This window comes from Bacillus sp. AG4(2022), from assembly GCF_031844465.1.
GTDB classification, from domain to species: Bacteria; Bacillota; Bacilli; order Bacillales; family Cytobacillaceae; genus Bacillus_AB; species Bacillus_AB infantis.
In genome coordinates, this window is record NZ_JAUZVH010000015.1 from 24,161 (window position 1) to 49,425 (window position 25,265).

Annotated in this window: 18 protein-coding genes and 2 riboswitches; of the genes, 17 read left to right on the forward strand and 1 reads right to left on the reverse strand. The window is 44.8% G+C overall.

Annotated features, from left to right (window positions below; all coding sequences use genetic code 11):
• The first annotated feature begins 7 nt into the window (after positions 1 to 7).
• From Q9R36_RS25190 to Q9R36_RS25220, 7 genes are all read left to right on the forward strand, one after another.
• Positions 8 to 877 carry a hypothetical protein gene (locus Q9R36_RS25190; protein ID WP_009795829.1) on the forward strand — a complete coding sequence of 290 codons (870 nt, stop codon included), beginning with the start codon at positions 8 to 10 and terminating at the stop codon, positions 875 to 877.
• Complete coding sequence (locus tag Q9R36_RS25195) at positions 858 to 1,535, forward strand: hypothetical protein (protein ID WP_009795830.1); 678 nt, start codon at positions 858 to 860, stop codon at positions 1,533 to 1,535. The genes Q9R36_RS25190 and Q9R36_RS25195 overlap by 20 nt, the downstream gene beginning before the upstream one ends.
• 346 nt (positions 1,536 to 1,881) lie before the next feature.
• Positions 1,882 to 2,682: a hypothetical protein gene (locus Q9R36_RS25200; protein WP_311226070.1), complete on the forward strand. Its 801-nt coding sequence runs from the start codon at positions 1,882 to 1,884 to the stop codon at positions 2,680 to 2,682.
• A gap of 129 nt (positions 2,683 to 2,811) precedes the next feature.
• A complete protein-coding gene (locus tag Q9R36_RS25205; protein ID WP_311226071.1) occupies positions 2,812 to 4,233 on the forward strand; it encodes a vWA domain-containing protein in 1,422 nt (473 codons plus the stop codon).
• A 661-nt stretch (positions 4,234 to 4,894) separates the two neighbouring features.
• Positions 4,895 to 6,304: a VWA domain-containing protein gene (locus Q9R36_RS25210; RefSeq protein WP_311226072.1), complete on the forward strand. Its 1,410-nt coding sequence runs from the start codon at positions 4,895 to 4,897 to the stop codon at positions 6,302 to 6,304.
• Between the two features lie 147 nt (positions 6,305 to 6,451).
• Positions 6,452 to 7,297, forward strand: a complete 846-nt coding sequence (locus tag Q9R36_RS25215; RefSeq protein WP_311226073.1) for a hypothetical protein — start codon at positions 6,452 to 6,454, stop codon at positions 7,295 to 7,297.
• Positions 7,298 to 7,399: 102 nt separating this feature from the next.
• Positions 7,400 to 9,088, forward strand: a complete 1,689-nt coding sequence (locus Q9R36_RS25220; protein WP_311226074.1) for a hypothetical protein — start codon at positions 7,400 to 7,402, stop codon at positions 9,086 to 9,088.
• Positions 9,089 to 9,234: 146 nt separating this feature from the next.
• Here Q9R36_RS25220 and Q9R36_RS25225 read toward each other — a convergent pair whose 3' ends face one another.
• Positions 9,235 to 9,534, reverse strand: coding sequence for a hypothetical protein (locus tag Q9R36_RS25225; RefSeq protein WP_009795838.1), 300 nt, complete (start codon positions 9,532 to 9,534; stop codon positions 9,235 to 9,237).
• A gap of 545 nt (positions 9,535 to 10,079) precedes the next feature.
• On the opposite strand from Q9R36_RS25225, the gene Q9R36_RS25230 reads away from it, so the two are divergent.
• From Q9R36_RS25230 to ptsG, 10 genes are all read left to right on the forward strand, one after another.
• Entirely contained in the window at positions 10,080 to 10,370 is a 291-nt protein-coding gene (locus tag Q9R36_RS25230; RefSeq protein WP_311226075.1) for a hypothetical protein, read from the forward strand.
• Between the two features lie 652 nt (positions 10,371 to 11,022).
• Positions 11,023 to 11,394 carry a DUF4064 domain-containing protein gene (locus tag Q9R36_RS25235; RefSeq protein WP_009795842.1) on the forward strand — a complete coding sequence of 124 codons (372 nt, stop codon included), beginning with the start codon at positions 11,023 to 11,025 and terminating at the stop codon, positions 11,392 to 11,394.
• A gap of 16 nt (positions 11,395 to 11,410) precedes the next feature.
• Positions 11,411 to 12,841, forward strand: coding sequence for a vWA domain-containing protein (locus Q9R36_RS25240; protein ID WP_311226076.1), 1,431 nt, complete (start codon positions 11,411 to 11,413; stop codon positions 12,839 to 12,841).
• A gap of 377 nt (positions 12,842 to 13,218) precedes the next feature.
• A complete protein-coding gene (locus tag Q9R36_RS25245) occupies positions 13,219 to 14,172 on the forward strand; it encodes an AAA family ATPase (protein WP_035403445.1) in 954 nt (317 codons plus the stop codon).
• Between the two features lies 1 nt (position 14,173).
• The gene (locus Q9R36_RS25250; RefSeq protein WP_101552935.1) at positions 14,174 to 15,391 is read left to right on the forward strand and encodes a DUF58 domain-containing protein; all 1,218 of its coding nucleotides are present in this window, start codon (positions 14,174 to 14,176) and stop codon (positions 15,389 to 15,391) included.
• Complete coding sequence (locus Q9R36_RS25255; RefSeq protein ID WP_311226077.1) at positions 15,388 to 17,589, forward strand: transglutaminase TgpA family protein; 2,202 nt, start codon at positions 15,388 to 15,390, stop codon at positions 17,587 to 17,589. The genes Q9R36_RS25250 and Q9R36_RS25255 overlap by 4 nt, the downstream gene beginning before the upstream one ends.
• A gap of 37 nt (positions 17,590 to 17,626) precedes the next feature.
• Positions 17,627 to 17,728, forward strand: a riboswitch (purine riboswitch).
• Between the two features lie 270 nt (positions 17,729 to 17,998).
• Positions 17,999 to 19,519, forward strand: coding sequence for a glutamine-hydrolyzing GMP synthase (guaA, locus tag Q9R36_RS25260; protein WP_170939627.1), 1,521 nt, complete (start codon positions 17,999 to 18,001; stop codon positions 19,517 to 19,519).
• Between the two features lie 85 nt (positions 19,520 to 19,604).
• Positions 19,605 to 19,706, forward strand: a riboswitch (purine riboswitch).
• A 111-nt stretch (positions 19,707 to 19,817) separates the two neighbouring features.
• Positions 19,818 to 21,146, forward strand: coding sequence for an NCS2 family permease (locus Q9R36_RS25265; RefSeq protein WP_094769991.1), 1,329 nt, complete (start codon positions 19,818 to 19,820; stop codon positions 21,144 to 21,146).
• A gap of 792 nt (positions 21,147 to 21,938) precedes the next feature.
• A complete protein-coding gene (gene glcT / locus Q9R36_RS25270) occupies positions 21,939 to 22,781 on the forward strand; it encodes a glucose PTS transporter transcription antiterminator GlcT (protein ID WP_009791724.1) in 843 nt (280 codons plus the stop codon).
• A gap of 189 nt (positions 22,782 to 22,970) precedes the next feature.
• On the forward strand, positions 22,971 to 25,037 hold the full coding sequence (gene ptsG, locus Q9R36_RS25275; RefSeq protein ID WP_094769990.1) for a glucose-specific PTS transporter subunit IIBC: 2,067 nt from the start codon (positions 22,971 to 22,973) through the stop codon (positions 25,035 to 25,037).
• Positions 25,038 to 25,265: the final 228 nt, after the last annotated feature.

Below are 25,265 nucleotides of genomic sequence, written 5' to 3' on the forward strand. Positions count from 1 at the left end.
TGCAGAAATGATTGATGTAAAGCCATCGAAAGAACATTTGAAAAATATAAAGGAACATAAAAAGTTTCTGGAGAAGTGGGACATGTGGGATTTTGCCTACTATGACGGCAGTGAATACTATTTTCTGACTGCTTATAATTCAATAACCGGTGGCATCACCGGTTACTTGATTTTGAATGACAAAGGAGAGGAAATATCCTACAGCCAGGCTAAGGAGCCTGCCTATTACCTTATTAGTTACAATACATTGGTGCATAACACCATAAATGGCCTGGCACCGCGGATGAATAAGAATATGCAGCCTTACCAGGATATGGTGGAATTATTAAGTAATCATAAAGCAGAGATCGTTCAACAGGAGCCAGGTCTAAGTGGAGCAATAGACCAAATAATCGATTATACCCAGAAAAATATTCAGGAAGCAGCTTATGTTAGAGAGATTGTCTATACCTTGGGTGGCTATCAAAGAGAAGTAACTAGAGAAAGAGGATATTTCGATAAGGAATTCTTAAGAGTGATGGAGAATGAATTTGGACGGTACAGCGAAATCATGTACACATATGGAATTAGGGAGCGTGAAATGCAGCCTGATTATCAAAAGCTGTATCGTCTTCTGGACTCAGGAAAGATCTCAATCTCAAAGCTGAAAAGTATACTAAAGGCTGCCATTGAGACAAATGAAAAGGAACTTGAAAAATCTATGTCTACCTATGAGAGGGACCCGGACGGTGCTTCTCTGGAAATCGACCGGAATAATATAAAAGAATCCCTAAGAGTAAACAGGTCTGTCCAGGGCAAAAAAGATTTTGAAAAGATTTCAGCACCGTTAATTAGAAATCATAACTCAGGAGAGGCCAATGAAAAAAATCTTCTCTAATTCATTCAGCCTGTATGCGCAAGAATTTTATAAAATCATTCTTTTATCTTTGCTGACTTACGTGCCACTGCTTCTGGCGCATGCATTTATTGTCAACTATATTTACGAACAAACCTTATACACGGATTATCCTAACTTAATAGGTGATGTAGCCAATGGTGTATTTATGCTGATTTTCTTGACAATTGCGCAAATTCCTTTTATTAAATATACCTTGCTTGAGGATGAGGGAGAGGATAACCCGTTTAAAAAAGCTATTTCTTTCTCTCTTGAAAAGGCTATCCCCGTTTATATTTTTGCCTGCCTTTACTCACTTCTGATTTTTATTGGAGGACTTTTCTTTGTATTGCCTGGACTGGCCGTATTGCTGCTATTTTACTTTGTCCCTTACTTTTTTACTGATAGCGTGAAAAGTTTTAAAGTGGCAATCAAAAAATCAGTCAGCTTTATGAAGAAAAATTTTTTCAAGGCGTTTTTCTTAATTATACTGCTTTCCCTAACTCAATTGTTTTTTGAAAATGTTTTGATAACCCTTTTGACTTTTTATACAGATGTATATTTCACATTACTCATTGTAAAGATCCTGCTCCTTATGCTGCTGCTTCCGCTCCAAACCATCATTGTGACTAATCTATATAATGAGTGGAAGGCAGTCTAAACGATTCGTATTCAAGAAAGGAATGGGTAAAATCGTTACAAAAAAAGAAAGAAAGTGGAAATGGATCTATCTATTGATAATGTTGTTTACCTATCTTATATACATTCCCGCATTCTTATTAGATTGGCTGGTGCTGGATGGGAAGTTCCCTCTTATCCCCCTATTTATAGGAGCAGCCATTCCTTTTATGAGGAGGAATCACCTTAAGAAAATAAGATTTGAGGACTAATGATATAAGCGCAAATATATAAGACCCGGAATATTGTATCCCGGGTTTTATTTAATGGCCTTTTTATAAAAATAGTCGGGAATTTGAAGCGAAAATATAGTGAAAGGGGATATGCTGATGCTCGACTACAAAAAACTGCCAGACCATATCAAAAAAGTAGCCAAAGAATATGACCCCTCCAGCAACAGGATCGACTGCCTGCCTTCAAAGTTTCACTATAACGGGCAAAAATACTACGCGATAAGCTACTATCCAACCCTTCAGGACCTCTATATCAGGGAGGATGGCTCTGTCCCTCCTTACGAAGAAGTGAAAAGAGCAACTCTCATCGTCCATGTTTATCGAACAGCAGGCTCAACTATAGTCACAACCGGAGCAAAGTGGGCGCTGTCTCCTTCAGCCAAACTGTACAGAAGATGGGAAAAGGTCCTCACATCGCTGAAGAACAAGCTTCAGGCCACTGCTCCTCCGGAAATGATGGAAAGCATAAACCGCTGCCTGGACTCTGCCAAAAGATTAAGGGAAGATCAGGCTATCATTTATAACAGCGTCGAAAAAGGAACGGACTTGCTGGTAGAGGCCAATGATACAGAGATCGTAACAGAGGAAACCCAACGGCAAGTAAGGGTCTGTGTGGTGGAAATGGTAAGGGCAGCCGTCCGGAAAAATGATGAACAGCTCAAGACAGAAAGAGACCGGAAGGAGATTCTAGCCTACTTACATACCGTATTTTTTAAAAAGCCATCACTCCTTCTGGATTATCTCTGGTTCATGAGAAATGAACCCCATATGCTGAGCAGCTATTCTGAAACAGCGAGAGACATGCCAGAACTCAGGGAAATGGTGAAGGAAGATACCCCGGTGGATGAGCTGGATAATAAGGAAGAGCTTTATAGGCTGCTGATGAATCCGAAGTGATTTTTAGAGTGTTAAAGAAGAATATCAAGTACTACTTTCAACTGAAATGGCAGTGATAAAGATTATCTTATTAAAAAAGCAAAATGCAGTGCACAAACATAAAATAGAAGGCTGATCTGGAGGTCTAAAATGAGCAATTTTATTAAAAAACTCACTATTCTATTCCTATCAATATTCATCATCACAGCATGTTCAAAAGAAAGTGGGAATAACACTGAACAAAAACAGTCAAAAGGCAATGATGCAGCGGCTATCGGGCAAGTCGACGAATCTGAAGACACTGAAAACGCTGAAAACGCTGAAGACGCTGAAGACGCTAAGGAACAAATAAATCTAGCGGAAAACAAAAAAATCCCAGCCAGTCTGGAGGAAATCATCAGCTATCCAAAAGGTCCATTTACTGCTGAAGACACACAGATTAAAGACCCAGAGGTACAGCAAGCCTTGAGCAAGGTCCCTGAGCTTCCGGAAGAGGCATCCGAAGAGGAGTTAAATGACCTGTTTGCTTACTTGTATTCTCTTTTTAGAAAAGAGTACCGTGATCCGAGAGAGGCTATTGTTTCTTTAACCGTAAGTGGGCCGGAATCAGAAGGAAGTTCCGAAGAGAAGGGAAGCTTTAATGTTGAAATCATATTGGACTCCAGCGGGAGCATGGCAAATAAAATGGGATCTCAAACACGTATGGAGCTGGCAAAAGCGTCGATAAAAAAATTTGCATCCGCACTGCCTGAAGAAGCAAATGTCGGATTAAGGGTGTATGGCCATAAAGGAACAGGTTCGGATGCCGATAAAAAAATGTCCTGTGCATCCAATGAGCTTGTTTACGCCCCTCAGCCATATATTGAGGCGGAATTAAATACAGCTTTAAATAAATTTAAGCCTGCAGGATGGACTCCGCTGGCCCAATCACTGATGGAAGCCCAGAAGGACCTGGAAGCTTATAAAGGGGAAAAGAACAAAAATATTGTTTATGTGGTGAGCGATGGAATAGAAACCTGCGATGGCAATCCGGTCGAGGCGGCAGCAAGTTTAAAAGACTCAGGAGTGGCACCAGTCGTCAATATCATCGGATTCGACGTAAACGGTAAAGACCAGCAGCAGCTGGAAGAAGTCGCACAGGCCGCTGGCGGTACATATCAAAATGTCAAAAGCCAGGAACAGCTGGATAATGAGCTGGAAAAGGCTATTGAGGAATCAGGAAAGTGGACTAAATGGTATGTAGATGAAACAGGGAAAAATGTTCAAAATAATATCCGGCAAAAAGATGAGCTTCTTTCTATATCAAACGATTGGATTTTTAATCAAACGTTTGAAGAATATAGAATAATCTCAGCTTTATCTTCTTTGGAATACGAAGGTAAAATTACTGGTGACCAAGGGTTGAAGGTATTGGAAATAAGGGATGCATACTATAGCAGCCAGAAAGAAATTTTTGACGAGCTTGAGACTGTTCTAATGGATATGATTGAACAAGGCTACGATGACAATGAAAAAAGATCAATGAGCTGTATGACAAAAACATCAATTAATCTTGCAATATTACGGTTATGATTGGCTTCTAATAGGGTGCCTGTGATTTTAAGCAGTACACAATATCCGCAGCTCATAAGCTTTTCTTCTATTTACTTTACTGTTAGAAAAGCCTGAAGGACTGCAAAAAGAAAGCCGAGAGCACCTTGAGAGAATTAAAAAGAAGCCGATGTTATTAAGTCAGAACTCTAGAAAAGCGGTAGAGGCCAACAATGAGTAGGGCTGTAAAGTGAAGGAATATACAATCTGAAAATCTATGATTCTAGAATGAATTAGTTTAGAAAGTTAAAAGCACCGATATCATTAGAAGAAACTTATGCCTATCCAGAGGACCCAATTTCATCAATAAATACAGCAGCAATAATCCAGCGGTCCAGGAAAAGCCAAAGAATCTAGGGAAGAACAAATAAGTCTTAGGCTATAAATACCTTCATAAACTGTGAAAAATGTAACAAAAGAATTGGATGATAGCTCAAGCAGAAAACTGCATGAAAAGGTAATCCCCATGCTACAAGGGTCTTATACCAGAGAAGATGGCCAGGGGAATGCCTGATACTCCCCGCAATGAGCTAGAAAGGCATACAATCATTACTCCCGTATGAACTGTAGACTATCCAAATTTCAGTAGAATAGGAATGGTTCAATTTTGTTAATTTTAATTTTTAAGGGGTGTTTTTCCACTATGGGAAAAAAGTTTCGGAACATTTTTGTTATTTCTATAGTCATGCTCACTTTGCTGACAGCATGCAGCGATAAACAGACGGATACAAAACAAGATGATCAAAAAGAAACCTCTGCCATGAAAGAGGCTGAAGACAACAAAGACAGTACAGACAGCAAAGATGAAACCTCAATTGAAGAGATGTTAGCTTCATTGCCAGAACCAACAAAAACCACTGTTGAGCTAGCCAATGCAGAAGCAGGCATGTTTTCCGGGCAGGATTATGATGAGCTAACTCCTGAACAGCAAAAAGGACTGTTAAAACAATTAAAGGAGCTTCCTGAGCTTGGTGAGGAACCGACCGGCGAAGAGATTGAATTGTATTGGAGAAAGTTGCTGAACTTATTCCACGAAGACTATCCTAATCCGGCAGAAGTATTGGATGAACTGGAGATGGAATCGTTTGGCAGTCCGGATATTAAGGACGAGCGCTACCAGTTTAAAGAAAACCTGAATGTAGAGATTCTCCTGGATGCCAGCGGAAGCATGGCAAACCAAATCGATGGCAAAACCATGATGGATATCGCTAAGGAGTCTATTGGAGAGTTTGCCGAAGACCTCCCTGAAGGAGCAAATGTTGCCTTAAGGGTTTATGGACATAAAGGTACAGGTTCTGACCAGGACAAAGAGCTTTCCTGTAAGAGCAATGAACTCATCTATGAAATGGGTGACTACAACGGCGAAAAACTCAATAGCACTTTGCAGACTGTCAAGCCTGCTGGATGGACCCCGCTTGCCGCTGCAATAGAGGAAGCAAAAAATGATTTGCTGTCCTATAAAGGAGATACGAATACCAACATTATCTATCTGGTCAGCGATGGAGTTGAAACCTGTGATGGCAACCCTGTGGAACAGGCCAAGAGCCTTGGAGATTCTGATATTCAGCCGATTGTCAATGTGATTGGTTTTGACTTAGATGCAGAGGGGCAGAATCAGCTGAAGGAAGTAGCCAAAAGCGCAAAAGGGTTATTTAGCAATGCACGCAATCAGAGTGAGCTGAAGGAAGAACTGGATAAAGCCAAACAGATAGCGAAAAAGTGGGATGAGTGGAGAAATAACGCTATAAACGATGCTTCGAGCCAGAGATACGATTTAAAACTAAAAAACATCCCAACCTTCGGCATTGAATGGAATCAGGCAAACCGTTATGAAAACCTCAATATCCTAAAAACACTTACAGCCTTGAGAGATGAAGAACAAATTACTAGAGAAGCACATAGCCTCCTGTCAGATCTGGCTGATGAACGATTTAGCTCTGTATCGGACCTAAACGACGAAATTAGGCTCGAACTACGAAGCCTAGCCGATTCAAATTTTGAAAGTGTTAAACAGGAAATTGAAAAAAAGTACAATGAAAACCAAAATAATTAGTTAATGCGATCAATAGTATTGGTGACAGCATTTGTTGAGATAAGGACTAACAAACTATTTTAAACTATAACCTTGTAATCTCTAAAGTCTTGATTGGCTAACATGCCAATCAGGGCTTTTTATCATACACAAACCGGAGGTGCCCCAATGATCAACGTCAAACCAACAAAACAGCACATCCAAACCATCAAGAAGCACAAGAAGTTCCTCGAAAAATGGGATATGTGGGATTTTGCCTATTTTGACGGGAAAGAGTATTACTTTTTGACGGTGTACAATACTTTATTGGGTAAAATCACAGGATATTTGCTTTTGGACGCATCAGGCCGGGAGCCAGAGGCTGAAAAGGTTGAGGAAGCTGCTTACTATTTAATTTCCTACAATACCATGGTGCATAACACTATTGCAGGCATTGTTCCAAGGATGCATATGAATATGGAGCCTTATCAGCAGATGGTGAAGTTGCTGGGCAAGCATAAAGGAGAGCTGGTGCGGGAAGACCCCGAGTTGGAAGCTGCCATAGAGGAAATCCTTGTATTAACGAAGGTGATTATAGAAGAGTCTTCGCAAATCAGGGACATTGTGTATACAGTAGGAGGCTATCAAAGGGAGATTACGAGGGAAAGAGGCTTTTTTGACCTGGCCTTTCTGCGGAAAATGGAGGAAGAGTTTGAAAGGTACAGTATTATTATGTACACTTTCGGGCTGAGAGAGCGGACAATGGCCCCGGCATATAAACGTATTTATGAGTTGGTCTCCTCAGGCAAAGTTAAGGCTCCCAGGCTCAAAGGCCTCTTGCAAGCAGCAATGGAGACCAATGAGAAAGAATTAGAAAAATCCATGTCCACCTTCGAAAGAGATCCTGATGGAAATCCACTCGAGATTGATAAGGAAAATATCCAGGAATCACTCAGGCTGAATAGGAAGGTGCAGGGGAAGAAGGACTTCAAGGAAAAAATTGTGCCTATCATCAGGAATTATTTCAATAAGTGAAGTGAGCTGCTGACCCTTTTCCCAACAAAACGAAACCCCTTCGCCCCTCATCCGTATACATACTATGCATCAAGAAATAATAACTCCTGAAAGGGGAAGCATATGGGAAGCATTTTTATATTTTCGATTATAATCGGTCTGGTGATAGCAGTTCTGCTTGTGCCGCTTCAAGGCGGCAGGAGCGGGAAAAAGGATAAGAAAGAGAAGAGCCGCTTCAGCCCCGTTGGCATGACAGTGGCGGCGGCCATTTCCATTATCGCCGCATTCGGTTTTTATTATTTAACCAACCTGGACCGGAATTTTTCTTCCGTGTGGCTGGTTCTCATTCTGGCTTCAGGTGTCGGCGCCTTTTTGGCGGCAGGGAAGGAGCGTCTTGTTAAGAGCATTGTGTTTCTGGTATCCCTGCTGGCCGGAATTTACTTTTTGACCGCGTTCGTTTTTAACGCAGATGAAAAGTATGAGTCAGCGAAGATGGATGTAAAGACGGAAATCGAAGCTTTTGATGAAGAGAAGACACCGGCGAGCGTGCCGCCGAAATTTGCCCGCAATAAGATGAAAAAGGCATTTGGCCAGGTGCCGGATACGAGCTATTATGAGCTTGGCAGCCTGCAGATCCAGAAGGTGAACGGCGATTATGTCTATATTGCGCCAGTGGAGTTCTCCGGATTCTTCAAGTGGATGAAGGGTGACGAAACGCCGGGGTATTTTACCATCAGTGCGACGGATTCTAATGCCAATCCAAAGTTTGTGAAAGAAAAGATGACCTACACGCCTTCGTCTTATTTTAACAAGAACATAGAGCGGCACATCCGGAACAACTATCCAAAGAGGATATTCAACGGTGACGTGCAGCTGGAAGTGGATGATAACGGAAAGCCTTATTATGTCCGCACCTACGGAGAGTTTATCTCTGCCAGGAATGGCTTTAATGCAGAGGGAATCGTTGTGGTCGATCCGCAAAACGGTAAAATGAAGTCGTATAAGCTGGCAGATGCACCTGACTTCATCGATGGCGCGGTATCGCCTGAAACCGTCAGCCTGCAGAACAGCTATTACGGAAACTATGTCCAGGGCTTCTGGAACAGTGTCTTCGGAAAATCCGAAGTGAAGCTGCCTTCTGATGAAGGGACAGAGGCAAATGTAAGCCCGATTTTCGATGAAAATGGAGATATGTATTACTTCACAGATTTCACCTCGCCAAAAGAAGGGGTAGACAGCATGCTTGGCTACTCTTTGACAAATTCAAGGACGGGCGAAGCGACCTTCTACACAGGGAATCTGGAAGAGTCCTATATGGATTCGCAGGGGAACCTGCAGATCATCGATAAGAAATTTATTGAGAAAAAATGGAGCGGCGAAATGCCGATTCTGTATAACTTCTACGGAGAAGCCAGCTGGCTGACGCCGGTGCTGGATGCGAACGGATTCCTGCAGAATTACTTTATCGTGTCAGCGGCAAATCCGGAAATCTCCGCCTATGCCAATACGCCAAATCAGGCGCTTAAGCTTTATAAAACAGCCCTGCAGCGCGGCGGCGGAAGCGTCAACGGCAGCTCCAAGGCCGAAGAAAAACAGATCAGCGGAACAGTCGTACGCGTCTATAAAGAAAAAACCGGCGACTACACAACCGTCTACTTCCTGCTCGAAAGTGGAAAAAGCTATATCGTCTCATCAGAAAACAGCCCGATGAGCATCTATCTAGAGGAAAACGACAAAGTAAACGTCATCTACCTCGACACAGGAGAAAGCTCTCTGCCGGTAAGGGGGATGGAGATAGAGGGGCTGCAGTAGGAGTGTCAGGCACCGCAGATGGACAATATGCAATAAATGTCTTTTTGCGGTGTCAGGCACGGTCCGTAGATAGAGAATGCCTGACAATAATAAGAAACCCTCACAAAAACCTTGCTCCATTAAGGCTTTTGTGAGGGTTTCTTTGCTTATTCGTCCGGAAACAGATCCATATTGAATAAATTGTATTCTTCTTCCGCTGGGTCTTCTTTTGGTTCTTCAACAGGATCCTGCCTGCGGGCCTCGGCTGGCCTGTGCCCATGCCGGCGCCTGTTAAGATCCTTGAACTCCATTTCCAGATACTCTGCCTGATCGTGAGAAATCTTGATGGTCACTTCATTGCCGGATTCATCGGCAGCCTTCAGCAGGACATAGCTCTCAGCTGAGTCCCTCAGCGTGACATTGCTCAATGTCAGGTTCATATCATTCAATTCATAGCGTGCTCTCATCGCAAAGCCTCCATTGCCTTTCTCGCTTACCCCATAGATGACTCTATTCTACTGGTTATGAGGGGAATTATCAAAGCAGGGAGTCACAAATGTGAGATAATCTGTGTTTGAAACCCAAAATAGAAAGTTGAAGAAATTCCCCTTCCTTAAGTATAGTCTGGCCGTGGCAAATAAGAGATATTATTAATGATCTGCATTTATTGAACCCGAATGTACTGTACTTAAAGTTCTTACAGTTGCAGCTTCTGAACCTGGTCGGGATTTACTATATTTGGTATATTTAAAGCAGGGAGTGCGTGAACTAATAATGTTATTTGCCATGGGTGTGCTAAATACTTGGAAAAGTAATAGAATGCAAGGTCTTTGAGCAGACCTGCTGCTGTTTGGCTTTCTTTTCTTGATAGGAGCGATATTGGCAGCCATTGATATAGCTTCTTTACGGGAGAAAGGCAGGAAGCTGAATAATAAAGCACTCTGCACTGGGGCGGTCATCGCGGTACTCTTTCTCCTTTGGCGCATAGTATGAGCTTTTAGGGGGGAATTCAATGAACAAAAAAACACTTTCCCGTATTGTAACGATTTACACGGTAGTGGTACTCGGAGGCTTCATCATCTATGCCTGCACAATCCAGGAAAACGGGATGATTGATACCCAAAAGTACTTCAACCAGATTGTCACATTTGTTGTGTTAGCTTCAATCGGACTTATTCTTGCTGGCATAAGCGGGGCCTCTCTCAAGGATGAGGGGGAAAGGGTAAGTAAAAAAGCAGTATATGGCGGCATTTCAATTGCAGTTTTCTTTCTTTTGTGGCGGCTTTCAATGGGGCTGCTATAAGCTGAATAAGGTAAAGTAAGAGAGTTTTCCCGTGGAGAACTCTTTTTTTATGTTTAATCGGCAGGTAAGAGGGAATATAAGTTTGATTTTAAAAAAATAGAAAAATTATCCAAAAGAAACAATAAATCATAAGGAAGCTGATATTATCAAGAAAAAAAACCCTTGCCAAATTCAATCTTTTCTTCTTTCTCGCCGTTAGCCTTTCTTTTGGCATATATGCCTATACAGTATCTGAAAACTGGCTGATTGATTTTCAGGAGCAAAAATATAATCTGCTGTTTTTTTGCTTGCTTTTCCTCTGCTGCCTTGGTGTTGCTGTAATTGATGGGACAGCTGGGAGGTATGAGGGGGAAAGGGTAAGCGGAAAAGCGGTTTTGGCAGGGATCAGAATCGTGGCGGTGTTTATGCTGCTAATGGCAGCCGGGGTGATATTGAGAATGCTTTAGGATGAAATAGCATTCCTGGGGGGGACCTGGCTTAAGGCAAGAAATAATACAGCGCATATCGTGTCTTGATAGGCCTAAATCACCAATAGAAATTCAAAAAACAGGACCAAAAACCCAGGAACGAAACAGAGTGGTAAACGTAAAATTATGGAAGGCAATGATCATATACCATTATTAATCGCATCAACATAGGAGTTGGATTGAGAGTGAAAAGGACAGCGGAGTTTGTGTTAGGGCTGGTGGGCGGCATCATCGGCATTTTGTTATCGTTTATAGGGTTTGTTATTGCTTTTGTGGCAGCAGCCTCAGATGATCAGCAGGCGGCAGGCATTATCTTTATTGTCACGCTCTTATTTTTCATGATCCAGGCAGGGGCATTGATTGTCGGCTGTCTGGTAAACAGGATGAATCACAAGCTATTTGGGGGGCTGATGATCGCATTTGGCGTATTGAGCTTTCCGATTTCAATTTTTCTGATGTTCGTGCCAAGTGTTTTATATATCATCTCGGGTGCCTTAGGCTTCAGGGTTCCGCAGGAAAGGCAGGAACATTCTATAACACTTGAAAAAGAAATTTGATCAGGGAGGGTAAAGAATGCTGAAAAAATACATGCTGCTGATGCTGGCCGTCTTGTTTGTACTGGCCGGCTGCTCTGGGGAAAAGAAAGTGGACAAGGCGGAACCAGCCCGGTCCGATGCCGGTTCGGCTGATCAAAAAGAGGCCGGGAAGGACAATGAAGAAGAAGGCAGTGAAGTCACAGATGAAATCAGCACGGTTGTGATTCCTTCTACGGTGGAAGAGTTCCGGAATGCAGAGCCGGGCCTTTTAACAAAGGACTTCAGCTATGAAAAGGAAACCGCGCTTTGGCCTGATTTCAATACGCTTTCAGGGATCAGGGAGGACTTTGAGGGTCACATGCAAAAGGTCACAAAGGAAACGAATGATCCGGATATGATGTTCAAGGCACTGCTTTATTATCTTGGCAACAGTGCCTATCAGCAGTCCATCGGCAGAATCATGGACTATGAGCCGCAATTTGATGAACCGCTCCTGCCTGAGCCGGAGCAGGCAGCACAGTCTGAAACCGGTGAAGAACAGGAAGACGGAAAGGCTCTTCTTCTCCTTGATGCCAGCTCCAGCATGCTGCTTGACGTAGACGGCAAGCAGAAAATGGAAATTGCCAAGAGTGCAGTCAGAAGCTTTGCCAAGACCATTGGCGAAGAAAATGATGTTTCCCTTTATGTGTATGGGCATGCAGGCACACAGGAGGACAAGGACAAGCAGATTTCATGTACGACGATTGATGAGGTTTATCCGCTTCAGTCATATAACGAAGAGTCTTTCTTCAAGGCTGTTGAAGGGGTAGAGGCGAAAGGCTGGACTCCGCTGGCCGGCGCCATAAAGGCTGCAAGGGAGGCGAGCATGGACTATGAGGGTGATATTACCCTTTATATAGTCAGCGATGGAGCGGAAACCTGTGACGGAAATCCGGTGGAGGAAGCCAGGCTGTTTGCTGAAACCAATGAAAGCCGGAAGGTGAACATCATCGGCTTTAATGTGGATAAGGAAGCAGAGGATCAGCTCAAGAAGGTGGCTGAGGCAGGCAAGGGCGAATATATCGGCGCCGACAATGCCGATCAGCTGAACAGCAGCATCTCCAATGAGTGGGTGCCTGGGCTGATAGACATAATTGGCGTTAAGTGGTCTACTCCCAAAAATACATTTGCTGTCTCATTCCAGAAGATGGACATTGATCAGATGGGCATGGGGCTTGGATATGCCATCAGGAATGAGGCCGGGCGCATCCGGGACGCCATTGCGAACCTGAAGGAAAATGAACTGATCGATGCCGCCATGGAAGAGGAGCTGCTTAAAAAGACAGAAGAGCATGAAAAGGTATTGGAAGGGCTTCAGGAAGAAATTATCAATAGCAAGCATCAGGAAATTGATGATGAAGTGGAAAGGATCGACCAAAAGATCAATGACTGGGCTGAGCGGATGGAAAAGCTAAGGGAAAATCGTTAATCAAACGTTTGATTAATTGTACGTGAAAGCATGCCCTGCCTATTGCGGGCATGCTTTCATTAGTTTCTGATATTGCACAATATTAAGCATGTAATCACCTTGGGCGGGAAGATAAATTGAAAAATAGAATTCTCTAATTCCTCACTAATCCTAAACGTTTCCGGCACTGCCGGAAATCTTTCCATTTTACATATTTTTGAAAATTACCTACAATAGATATGCTGGCCTTTCGTTAATATTTTCCCAGGTCCGTATTTTTTACAGGTTTTTAATAGAATCTGTCGAATATAAGTTATTAGTATCATAATTCAAGAGAAATTCATGTTAAGTACGCGCCTTTTGGCCTGCTTAATAGTCATAATACAGGAGGGATATAGATGCGCGATCAAATGAATCCCGCGGCTGAAAGGATTTTGCATAATATCGAGAAGGTTATGATCGGAAAGCGCAATGTCGCTGAGCTCAGCCTTGTGGCACTGCTGGCAGGCGGGCACGTTCTGCTTGAGGATGTCCCTGGTGTTGGAAAAACAATGATGGTAAGAGCGCTGGCCAAATCGGTGGGCGCCAACTTCCGCCGGATCCAGTTTACTCCCGATCTGCTTCCATCAGATGTGACAGGCGTTTCTATATATAATCCAAAAGAGATGGAATTTCAGTTTCGTCCGGGGCCGATCATGGGGCATATCATCCTTGCTGATGAAATCAACCGGACTTCACCTAAGACTCAGTCTGCCCTGCTTGAGGGGATGGAAGAGAGCAGTGTGACCATTGACGGGGTGACACACAGGCTGGAGAAGCCGTTCTTTGTCATGGCAACCCAGAACCCGATTGAATATGAAGGGACATACCCTCTGCCGGAAGCTCAGCTGGACCGTTTCCTGCTGAAAATGAAAATGGGCTATCCGGAAGTCGCCGAAGAAATGGAAGTGCTGAACCGTGCGCAGAAGGTGCCGCCGATCGATGAGCTGGAACCAGTCATTGACCTTGAAGAATTGAGGGAGCTTCAGCAGCAGATCAAAGAAGTGCATGTGAATGAAACCATCAAGAGATATATAGTTGATATCTCCAACAGGACAAGGACCCATAGCAGTGTATATCTTGGAGCGAGCCCGCGCGGATCGATTGCGCTAATGAAGTCGGCCCAGGCTTTCGCTTTCATGTATGGCAGGGATTATGTCCTTCCGGATGATATCCAATACCTGGCCCCCGCTGTGCTGGCACACCGAATCATCCTGAAGAGCGAGGCCAAATTTGAAGGCATATCTGCCGAGGAAGTTGTGGACCGCGTGATTGCAAGAGTGCCGGTCCCTGTCCAAAGGGCTGTGAAGTAATATGAAGCAGCTGATACATCTGGGCAAAAATGTCTGGAAGCTGATCGTATTATTTCTCCTCATTCTGATCACATTTTCTTATGCAATGTTCCAGGGCGGATTTGTGAGCTGGTTCCTATTTTACAGTTTCCTTCCTTTTGCCCTGTACGGGCTTGCTTTGTCCTTTTATTCGGTCGGCACCTTCCGTGCTGAAAGGGATCTTATAAAGACTGATTATAATGCCGGTGAAAAGCTTAAGGTAAAAGTAACATTGAAGCGGGACAACTCTTTCCCGCTGTTTTTTCTCATTGCCGAGGACTGCCTGAATGAGGCGCTGTCTTTTTCCGCAAAAGCGAATAAAGCAAAATCCTTTGTGTTTCCCTGGTTCAAGCGGGAGGTTTCTTTTGAGTATGAAGTGGATGGACTGCCCCGCGGCGAGCATATCTTTGAGGCTATCCGCCTGAAAACGGGTGATCCAATTGGCTTGATTGAAAAGGAAAAGCTTGTGGAGGCGGAGGGCCGGATCATGGTTTATCCCGCTTATGAAGAGCTTATCTATAAGCCGGCAGACAACCATTATGACCAGGGAATGACTGCATCGAAGGAACGGGTCCAGAGGGATACTTCCATGGCAGTCGGAATTCGGGAATATCAGCCCGGAGACCGGTTTTCCTGGATCAACTGGAAAGCGACCGCCAGGCGGAATGACATCATGACAAAGGAATTTGAGCAGCGGAAATCTCATGATGTGTATATTATGATGGATTGCGCCCCTGACGAAAGGTTTGAGGGAATTGTATCATTTACAGCCTCGGTCATCAGAGGCATCCTCCGCAAGGGCGCCCAGACCGGCCTGATCACGATGGGAACGGAAAGGGCGGCATTTCCTGTCAGAGGCGGGGAAGGGCAGCAGCAGCAGCTCTTTTATCACCTCGCAAAAGTGAAGGATGACTGCCCGGTTTCCTTTGACCGGGTGCTGGAAACAGAGAATTTCCTTGCCCAGCAAAATGTCTCGCTTATGCTGATCACGGCTCAGCTGACGAAGCGGCTGGTGGAAAAGGCCAGCTTCTATGCTTCCCATAAAAATGCCGTCACCATTTTTCTGCTGAAAAACGAGCGTGAGGCCGCAGCCAAGGAGGAAATTGCGCTGAGGGCTTCTGCCAACGCGCGCGGGGTCAGGGTCGTGCTTGTCCATGAAGGCCAATTTTCGGAGGCTTTTTCGGAGGTGAATAGAGGATGAGGGCAGATGAGAACAGGCACACCATCACTTCTGTCATTTTATATATGTTCGGATTCCTGCTTCTGTGGGAGTGGATGCGCCCGCTTGAACAGCTGACAGATACGTCTAACATACTTGTGTTTATTTTGTTCATTGTTCTTGGCCTTGTGATGTATTATTTTCACGTGAATATGGTGGTCAGCGGCTTTGTTAAATGCCTGTATATCCTGTATTCCCTGCATTATCTTTATTATGAGGGAGCTTTTTTTTCACCGGAATGGGTGCTGCCGTTTTTCATGGAGATCAAAGAAAATCTGGCCTTTGTGTCGGCAGCCGAATGGCCGGAGCTCACAGACTTGTTCAGAAGCCTTTTGTTCTTTGTGCTGATTTGGCTGATGACCTATTTGCTTCAATATTGGCTGATCAATAGAAGGCAGATTTTTATTTTCTTTTTTATGACATTGACCTATATTACTGTGCTTGATACCTTTACTCCATACCAGGCAGACGGCGCCATTGTCCGTACTGTAATCGCCGGTTTCGGTGTGATGGGGATCCTGACATTCCACAGGCTTATGGAGCGGGAGACAATCTTAAAAAAGAGGACTTTCTCGAGAAAATGGATGGCCCCTCTTGCGGTGATGATTGCCCTGAGTGTGGCGGTCGGCCTTGCCGCTCCCAAGGCAGCGCCTATTTGGCCCGATCCAGTCCCGTATATAAAATCATATGGACAGAACAGCGGGGACGGACCAGGCGGTTCTGTTGCGAGGGTAGGCTATGGAGTCGATGATTCCAGGCTTGGCGGACCCTTTATCGGAGACAACCAGGTTGTTTTCCGTACTGAAGTGAAATCGCGCCATTACTGGAAAGTTGAGACGAAGGATGTGTATACAGGCAAAGGATGGCTTGCTTCTGAAGAAGGGGAAGAGCGCATTCCGTTCACTGAGGAAGACGAAGTGCCGATTTCCTCTTTTTCTGGAGAAGGGATGACAACCAATCCGGAAACAAGTTCAGTCTATTTGTATCAATCATCTCCGCATATTGTATACCCGCTTGGTGTTGAGAGCATACAGCCAAAAGGGGATGTGAGCTTTGAACTGGATCCGGCGATTGAAAAAGTTTATGCTGTCCAGCCGATTCCCCTGAAGGAATACAGTGTGAGCTATGAGGTGCCGAAATATAGTGTTTCTGCACTCCAGGAGTCCGGAGATGGCCAAAGTCTGGACGGCAGTTTCCTTGAGAGGTATACCCAGCTGCCTAATAATCTTCCGGCAAGGGTGAAAGAGCTGGCAGAGGAGATTACGGCCAATGAAACAAGCTGGTTTAATAAGGCTAGGGAGATAGAACGCTATTTCCGGATGTCCGGCTTTGCTTATGACCAGACAGATGTGGCCGTTCCCGGTGCCCGCGATGATTATGTAGATCAATTCTTGTTTGATACAAAAAGGGGCTATTGCGATAACTTCTCTTCCTCGATGGCTGTTCTTGTACGAAGCCTCGGTATCCCTGCCAGATGGGTGAAAGGCTATACAGAAGGAGAATATCAGGCAAGGGAAAGTGAAACAAGCAGGACCTTTGAAGTCACGAATAACAATGCTCATTCATGGGTGGAGGTTTACTTCCCTGAAATTGGCTGGGTTCCTTTTGAGCCGACACAGGGCTTTTCAAATAATATCCAGTATTCCTATGACACTCAATCGCCAGACACTGCTGAAACGGATACGGCAGAAACTGCGGCCCAGCCGGAAGAAGAGCCGGCTGCGCCAGATTCCCCGGAAGAAAACAGTGATAAGGCATCATCCTTTACGCTGGCTGACCTGGGTGTAAAGGCAAAGGAATTCTTGACTGGCTCCTGGAAGGCGATGTCTCTGATCTTACTGCTTCTTGCCGCTGCGGCTGCGGCTGCTTACCTGAAAAGGTCCAAATGGCTTCCAGTCTATTTCATCTGGAAGTTCAGGCGGATGAAAAATAAGGACGGCCGCTTTGTTTCAGCGTATCTGACTCTGCTCAAACAGCTTGAAGGCTATGGCCTGAAAAGGAAACAGGACCAGACGCTGAGGGAATATGCTGCATATATCGATCATTTCTTCTCTACACAGGAAATGAGCAGGATTACTGCCCAGTATGAGCGGGTTCTGTACAGAGGCAGCCAAGAAGAAGGACGCTGGGAAGAAATCAGGGAATTGTGGGAAAATTTAATTAAAAAGACAATAGCTTGACCAAAAAAATGACCTGTTGATACAATGTTCACGAGAATCATAATTTAATATGCACCTTCATATATCCTCGATAATACGGTTCGAAAGTCTCTACCAGGTCACCTTAAATGACTTGACTATGAAGGCAGGTCATTCTATATAGCGTTTTATGGCATTTATGCTTAAAAACCGGAATTCTGCCTTCAGCGTATTTGCGGAGGAGAGTTCCGGTTTTTTTTGTTTGATTTGGCTGGTGCTGGACAGGCATGCGGCAAGAGCCGGCCAAAATTAACCGGATATATGGAGCATGAGATAAGAGTTGCTGTTTCGGACTGCGGTTAAAGTAAGGGCCGGGAGAGCAGGATAAGAAAAAATAACATAACCGAGGTGGACAGATTTGACGGGGAAAACAGAACTGCAAAACCAGGAAATGATTGTCGTGCTAGACTTTGGCAGTCAGTACAATCAGCTGATAACTAGAAGGATCCGCGAGTTTGGGGTATACAGTGAGCTTCACCCCCATACAATTACAGCAGAAGAAATCAAGGAAATGAATCCTAGCGGCATCATTTTCTCCGGCGGCCCGAACAGTGTATACGGCGAAAATGCCTTCGGCTGCGATGAAAGAATTTTTGAGCTGGGCTTGCCTATTTTCGGCATCTGCTACGGCATGCAGCTGATGACTATGCATTTCGGAGGCAAAGTTGAGCGCGCGAAGCACAGAGAGTATGGCAAGGCTGTCCTGACACTCGAACATGAGTCCAAGCTTTTTGCCGGACTTCCGAATGAGCAGACAGTCTGGATGAGCCACGGTGACCTTGTTACAGAAGCACCTGAAGGTTTTTCTGTTGATGGAATCAATCCTTCCTGCCCAATCGCTGCGATGAGCAATGAAGAGCGCGGGCTTTATGCGGTTCAATTCCACCCGGAAGTCCGCCATTCTGTATACGGAAACGATATACTGAAGAACTTTGTCTTTGGCGTCTGCGGCTGCAAAGGCGAATGGTCAATGGAGAACTTCATAGAAATCGAGACAGAGAAAATCCGCCAGGCTGTAGGCGATAAGAAGGTTTTATGCGCACTGAGCGGCGGGGTGGATTCTTCTGTTGTCGCTGTCCTTATCCATAAAGCGATCGGTGATCAGCTGACATGTATTTTCGTAGACCATGGCCTGCTCCGGAAAGGAGAAGCCGAAAGTGTCATGAAGACCTTCTCTGAGGGCTTCAACATGAACGTTATTAAAGTTGATGCAAAAGACCGCTTCCTTAACAAGCTGAAAGGTGTCAGCGATCCGGAACAAAAACGGAAAATCATCGGGAACGAATTCATATATGTGTTTGATGATGAAGCGGCCAAGCTGGAAGGAATTGAGTTCCTTGCACAGGGAACTTTGTATACCGATATTATTGAAAGCGGCACGGCAACTGCCCAGACAATCAAGTCCCATCATAATGTCGGGGGATTGCCGGAGGATATGCAGTTTAAGCTGATTGAGCCTTTAAATACTTTATTCAAGGATGAAGTCAGGGCATTGGGGACTGAGCTTGGTATCGCTGATGAAGTGGTATGGAGGCAGCCATTCCCTGGACCAGGTCTCGGAATCCGTGTACTCGGAGAAATTTCAGATGAAAAGCTCGAAATTGTTCGTGAATCAGACGCGATTTTACGGGACGAAATCAAGAAGGCAGGTCTTGACCGCGATATCTGGCAGTACTTTACCGTTCTTCCTGATATCCGCAGCGTAGGTGTGATGGGTGATGCCCGTACCTATGATTATACAATCGGGATCCGTGCCGTAACCTCTATTGATGGAATGACTTCAGACTGGGCAAGGGTGCCATGGGATGTGCTGGAGATCATATCCACCCGAATCGTCAATGAAGTGGATCATATCAACCGTGTTGTATATGATATTACAAGCAAGCCGCCTGCAACAATTGAATGGGAATAAAAATACGAACAATAAAAAGGCGAACATGAAAAATGTTCGCTTTTTTTATTGACTGAAAATAGCGCTCCTGCTAAAATGAAGAAGAACTGAATATGTCGTATTACGTCGTATAATATCAGGGATATGGCCTGAAAGTTTCTACCGAGCTGCCGTAAATAGCTTGACTACGAGGTAAATGTTTATAGGGATCATTTTACTGAACTTATTATAAATTCCCCCTATAGGCAGGAACCTGTTGTCACGCTCCCGGAAACCGGCGGGCGTTTTTTATTTGGTTTTTACACTAGGGGGGAAAAGAATGAAAAAGTATTTCCAGTTTGAAGAGCTTGGCACGAATTACCGCCGCGAAATCATTGGCGGATTAACTACCTTTTTATCAATGGCCTATATCCTGGCCGTCAACCCGCTCACATTGTCATTGCAGTCGGTTCCTGATCTTCCTGACAGCATGAGGATGGATCAGGGTGCAGTCTTCGTGGCGACAGCCCTTGCTGCTGCCATCGGGTCGATCTTGATGGGCCTGATTGCTAAATATCCGATCGGACTTGCGCCGGGGATGGGCTTAAATGCGTTTTTCGCCTATACAGTCATATTGACGATGGGAATCTCCTGGCAGCATGCACTCGGCGGAGTGCTCATTTCCGGTCTGATTTTCATACTTCTCACGCTTTCAGGCATCAGGGAAAAAATAATCAATGCCATTCCTGCTGAACTGAAGTTTGCAGTAGGAGCGGGAATCGGGCTGTTCATCGCCTTTATCGGGTTCCAGAACGCCGGAATCATTGTCAATGATGATGCTGTCCTGCTCGGGCTTGGAGATCTTTCAGACGGAAATGTCCTTTTGGCCATCTTCGGTATTATTATTACGGTCATCTTAATGACAAAAAACGTCAAGGGCGGTATCTTCATCGGGATGGCAGTGACTGCTATAGCCGGTATGATTTTCGGACTGATCAATGCTCCTGAAAGTATTGTAGGGGCTGTACCAAGCCTTGAGCCTACATTCGGAGCTGCTTTTACAGCATTTGGCGATAGTTCATTCTTTTCGACAGAAATGCTTGTGGTTATTCTGACGTTCCTGTTCGTTGACTTCTTTGATACAGCAGGAACACTCGTCGCGGTCGCTAACCAGGCGGGTCTCATGAAGGGGAATATCCTTCCGCGCGCAGGCAAAGGACTGCTGGCTGACTCTTGTGCCACTGTAGCGGGAGCTATACTAGGAACTTCAACAACAACATCTTATATTGAATCATCTGCTGGCGTGGCTGCCGGAGCAAGGACAGGATTCGCTGCAATTGTGACGGCTGCGTTCTTCTTGCTTTCACTGTTCTTCTTCCCGCTGCTCGATGTAATAACAGCGCCAGTTACAGCTCCGGCTCTGATCATTGTAGGTGTCCTGATGGTCTCGTCGCTTGGGCAGATTGACTGGAAGAGATTCGAAATTGCTGTTCCAGCCTTCCTGACGATCATAGCCATGCCGCTCACATACAGCATTGCAACCGGAATCGCAATCGGCTTTATCTTCTACCCAATCACCATGATCGTAAAAGGCAAAGCTAAAGAGATCCACCCGATCATGTACTTCCTGTTTGCAGTGTTTGTCCTATACTTTATTTTCTTGAAATAATTATTTGGGGAGCCTCCTTATACTGGGGGCTCTTTTTGTTTTTGTGTATAGGATTGTCTTATCCTTGAGGCCCACAGGAAGTGGGCCATGCAGGCGCTGCCACAGGACGTGGCGTACTTAGCCTGCGTTCCTTAGTGAACAGCCGCCTCCGCTTTTCTTATTGTCCAGCTCCGGACGCTAGCCCCTCGAGGTCTTAAGCCAAACAGATCAAAAGGTTAAAGAGCAAACCTTTCGCTCTGTTCGTCTTAAGCTTGTCGGGGCTGAGCAAGCGCCCTCCGCTTTTCTGTTTGTCCAGCTCCGGACGCTAGCCCCTCGAGGTCTTAAGCCAAACAGATCAAAAGGTTAAAGAGCAAACCTTTCGCTCTGTTTGTCTTAAGCTTGTCGGGGCTGAGCAAGCGCCCTCCGCTTTTCTTATTGTCCAGCTCCGGACGCTAGCCCCTCGAGGTCTTAAGCCAAACAGATCAAAAGGTTAAAGAAAACCTTTCGCTCTGTTCGTCTTAAGCTTGTCGGGGCTGAGCAAGCGCCCTCCGCTTTTCTGTTTGTCCAGCTCCGGCTCCTAGGTGCTCGAGTCATAAGCCATCAGGCCAGAAGGCTAAAGAACAACCTTCCGTCCTGCTTGTCTTATGCTTGAGGCCCACAGGAAGTGGGTCATGCAGGCGTTGCCACAGGACGTGGCGTACTTAGCCTGCGTTCCTTAGTGAACAGCCGCCTCCGCTTTTCTTTTTATTGACTTCCGATTTTGTCTTTTATAACATGAAACTACTTGATGGAGACTGAAAAGAGGAAGAGGATATGAAAACGCTTGAAGTGAAAAAGGCACTAAACAATAATGTATTGATCGGCCATCACCAGGAGCATGGCGAGGTTGTCCTCATAGGGAAGGGGATTGGCTTCAGCCATAAGAAAGGTGATTTCATTGATGAAGCTTCAGTAGAAAAGCTTTTTATCCTGAAGAATGAAAAAGAGCAGGAAAACTATATCAAGCTTCTCCCGCATGTGGACAATGAACTGCTGGATGTTATTATTTCCTCTCTTGAACTGATTAAGCAGCGGACTAACTCTGAATTGAATGAGCATATCCATGTGGCGCTGACCGACCACCTGATGTTCGCTGTCAGCAGGCTGTCCATTGGCATGGAAATGCGCAATCCCTTCCTGATTGAAACGAAAGCGCTGTATCCTTTCGAGTATGATGTCGCTAGAGATGTTGTCCAGCTGATTGGAGAAAGGGCGGGGGTCCACCTGCCTGAAGGGGAAGTTGGATTCATCGCCCTCCATATCCACAGTGCCGTCATGAACCGGAATCTTTCCGAGGTTAACCAGCACTCGCAGCTTGTGACCCATCTGGTTAATATGATTGAAGAGCAGCTTGATATAAAAATCGATAAAGAAAGCATTGATTATATGAGGCTTGTCCGGCATCTAAGGTTTACAATCGAGAGGGTCCATACCGGCGAGCAGGTGGAAGAGCCAGAAAAAATTGCAGACCTCTTGAAGTCAGAGTATCCTGTGTGTTACAATCTTTCCTGGAAGCTCATTAAAGTGATGCAGCAAGCATTGCGAAAAAAGGTTTTTGATGCAGAAGCGGTGTATTTGACGATGCACTTGCAGAGGCTTCAAAAGAAAATCAAATAGATATCATAATTACGTGTTACTGATACGATCAGGCATGAGTGATTAGATAATTGAAAACAAGTTTTATGGGTAATATACACCTGTACAGCTTTTTTCGGTTATTTTTTCCTCATGCCTTTTTTGCTTTCTGCTTAATTGTGCTCAGTATTGGAAACGCTTTATGAGCTTATAAAAAAAGGAGGAATTCACATGTTTAAAAAAGCTTTTGGTGTCTTGCAAAAAGTCGGCAAGGCATTAATGCTCCCGGTAGCGCTCCTTCCGGCTGCAGGTATCCTGCTAGCCTTTGGTAATGCTCTGCAAAACCCTGCGCTGCTTGATTTAGCGCCATTCCTGGAAAATGGCGGAGTGGAAATGGTCGCTTCCGTCATGGAAAACGCCGGTAATATAGTCTTCAGTAACCTTGCCCTCTTATTTGCGGTCGGCGTTGCGGTCGGCCTTGCAGGCGGGGAAGGTGTAGCTGCCCTGGCTGCCATCATCGGTTACCTCATTATGAATGTAACGATGGGTACTGTATTGGGCATTGAAGCAAAAGACCTTGAAGGAAGTATGGAATATGCCAATGTACTGGGAATACCAACCCTCCAGACGGGTGTGTTCGGCGGTATTATTGTAGGTATTCTCGCAGCATCCATGTATAATAAGTTCTTTGAAATTGAGCTTCCGTCTTACTTAGGATTCTTTGCAGGAAAGCGCTTTGTACCTATTGCGACAGCTGCAAGTGCAGTAGTCCTTGGGCTCTTGATGATTATCATCTGGCCTCCGATCCAATCTGCACTTAATGCTTTTTCTCAAAACATGGTTCACGCGAACCTTACATTATCAGCGTTTGTGTTTGGTGTTATTGAACGCTCTCTTATTCCTTTTGGACTGCACCATATTTTCTATTCACCATTCTGGTATGAGTTCGGGCAATATACAACAAATGCAGGTGAATTGGTGCGTGGCGACCAAAGGATCTTCATGGCTGAAATTAAGGACCGTGTCCAAGATCTATCGGCAGGTACTTTCATGACTGGTAAATTCCCGTTCATGATGTTCGGTCTTCCGGCAGCTGCTTTGGCGATCTACCATGAAGCCCGTCCGGAAAGAAAAGCGATTGTCGGAGGCCTGATGGCTTCAGCTGCTTTGACTTCATTCCTGACTGGTATTACTGAGCCGCTGGAATTCTCATTCCTATTCGTTGCTCCTGTACTTTTCGGTATCCATGCAATTTTCGCCGGATTGTCCTTTATGACAATGCACCTATTAGACGTAAAAATTGGCATGACCTTCTCCGGAGGATTGATTGATTATATCCTGTTCGGTCTGATCAACCCTCAGACAAACGCATGGATTGTCATCCCGGTAGGTATTGTTTTTGCAGTTATTTACTACTTCGGCTTCCGTTTTGCGATCCGCAAGTTCAACCTTAAGACACCTGGACGCGAAGATGTAGAAGAGGAAGATGTTGCTGAAGGTGAGAATAAAGGTGGAGATCTGCCGTACCAGATCCTTGAAGCAATGGGCGGACAGGAAAACATCTCTCATCTTGATGCTTGTATCACGCGCCTGCGTGTTTCTGTAAATGATATTAAAGATGTAGATAAAAACCGCTTGAAGAAACTGGGGGCATCCGGTGTCCTTGAAGTGGGGAACAATATCCAAGCAATCTTCGGTCCTAGATCTGAAACGATTAAAGGCCAAATGAAAGATATCATGACCGGCAAAAAACCTCGTCCGGCAGAAAAGGCTCCTGAAAAGGGTGTTGAGCAGCAAATTGAGGAAGTAAACCCAGAAGCGCTTCAGACAGAGCATAAGGGTGAAGATGTTTTCGTTTCTCCTATTAAAGGAGAAATCAAGCCGATTACAGATGTACCTGATGCTGTATTCTCCGGCAAAATGATGGGCGATGGCTTCGCGATCGTTCCAAGTGAGGGTACTATCGTTTCTCCGGTTGACGGAAAGATCGTCAATCTGTTCCCAACGAAGCATGCTCTTGGCCTTCTTTCAGATTCAGGCCGCGAAATTCTGATTCATGTCGGCATCGATACAGTCAACCTGAAAGGTCAGGGCTTTGAAACACTCGTTAAAGAAAATGACAGAGTGGAAAAAGGACAGCCTCTCTTGAAGGTCGACCTGGACTTTGTAAAAGAAAATGCACCATCCATTATGACGCCGATTGTATTTACTAATTTGGCTGAAGGCGAGGCAGTTGTTATTAACAAAACTGGCAGCGTCGATCTGAAAGAAGAAGATATTATTACGATTAAGAAATAAGCTCCTATATAATATAGAAGTAAATGTAAAGCCGGCTGCGGATAGCAGCCGGCTTTTATAAATGGGATATATTTCATGTATAAAAATATTTATTCTGGTGTTGACGTGTATAGAGGAACGATGTTAATATGGGTGAGCAGTCTTTTTCGGCAAAAGCTTTCAACTTGAATCTTGAAAAAAGCTGTTGACAAACGTTGCGAGAAAATGTTATTCTAATATAGTTGCTTC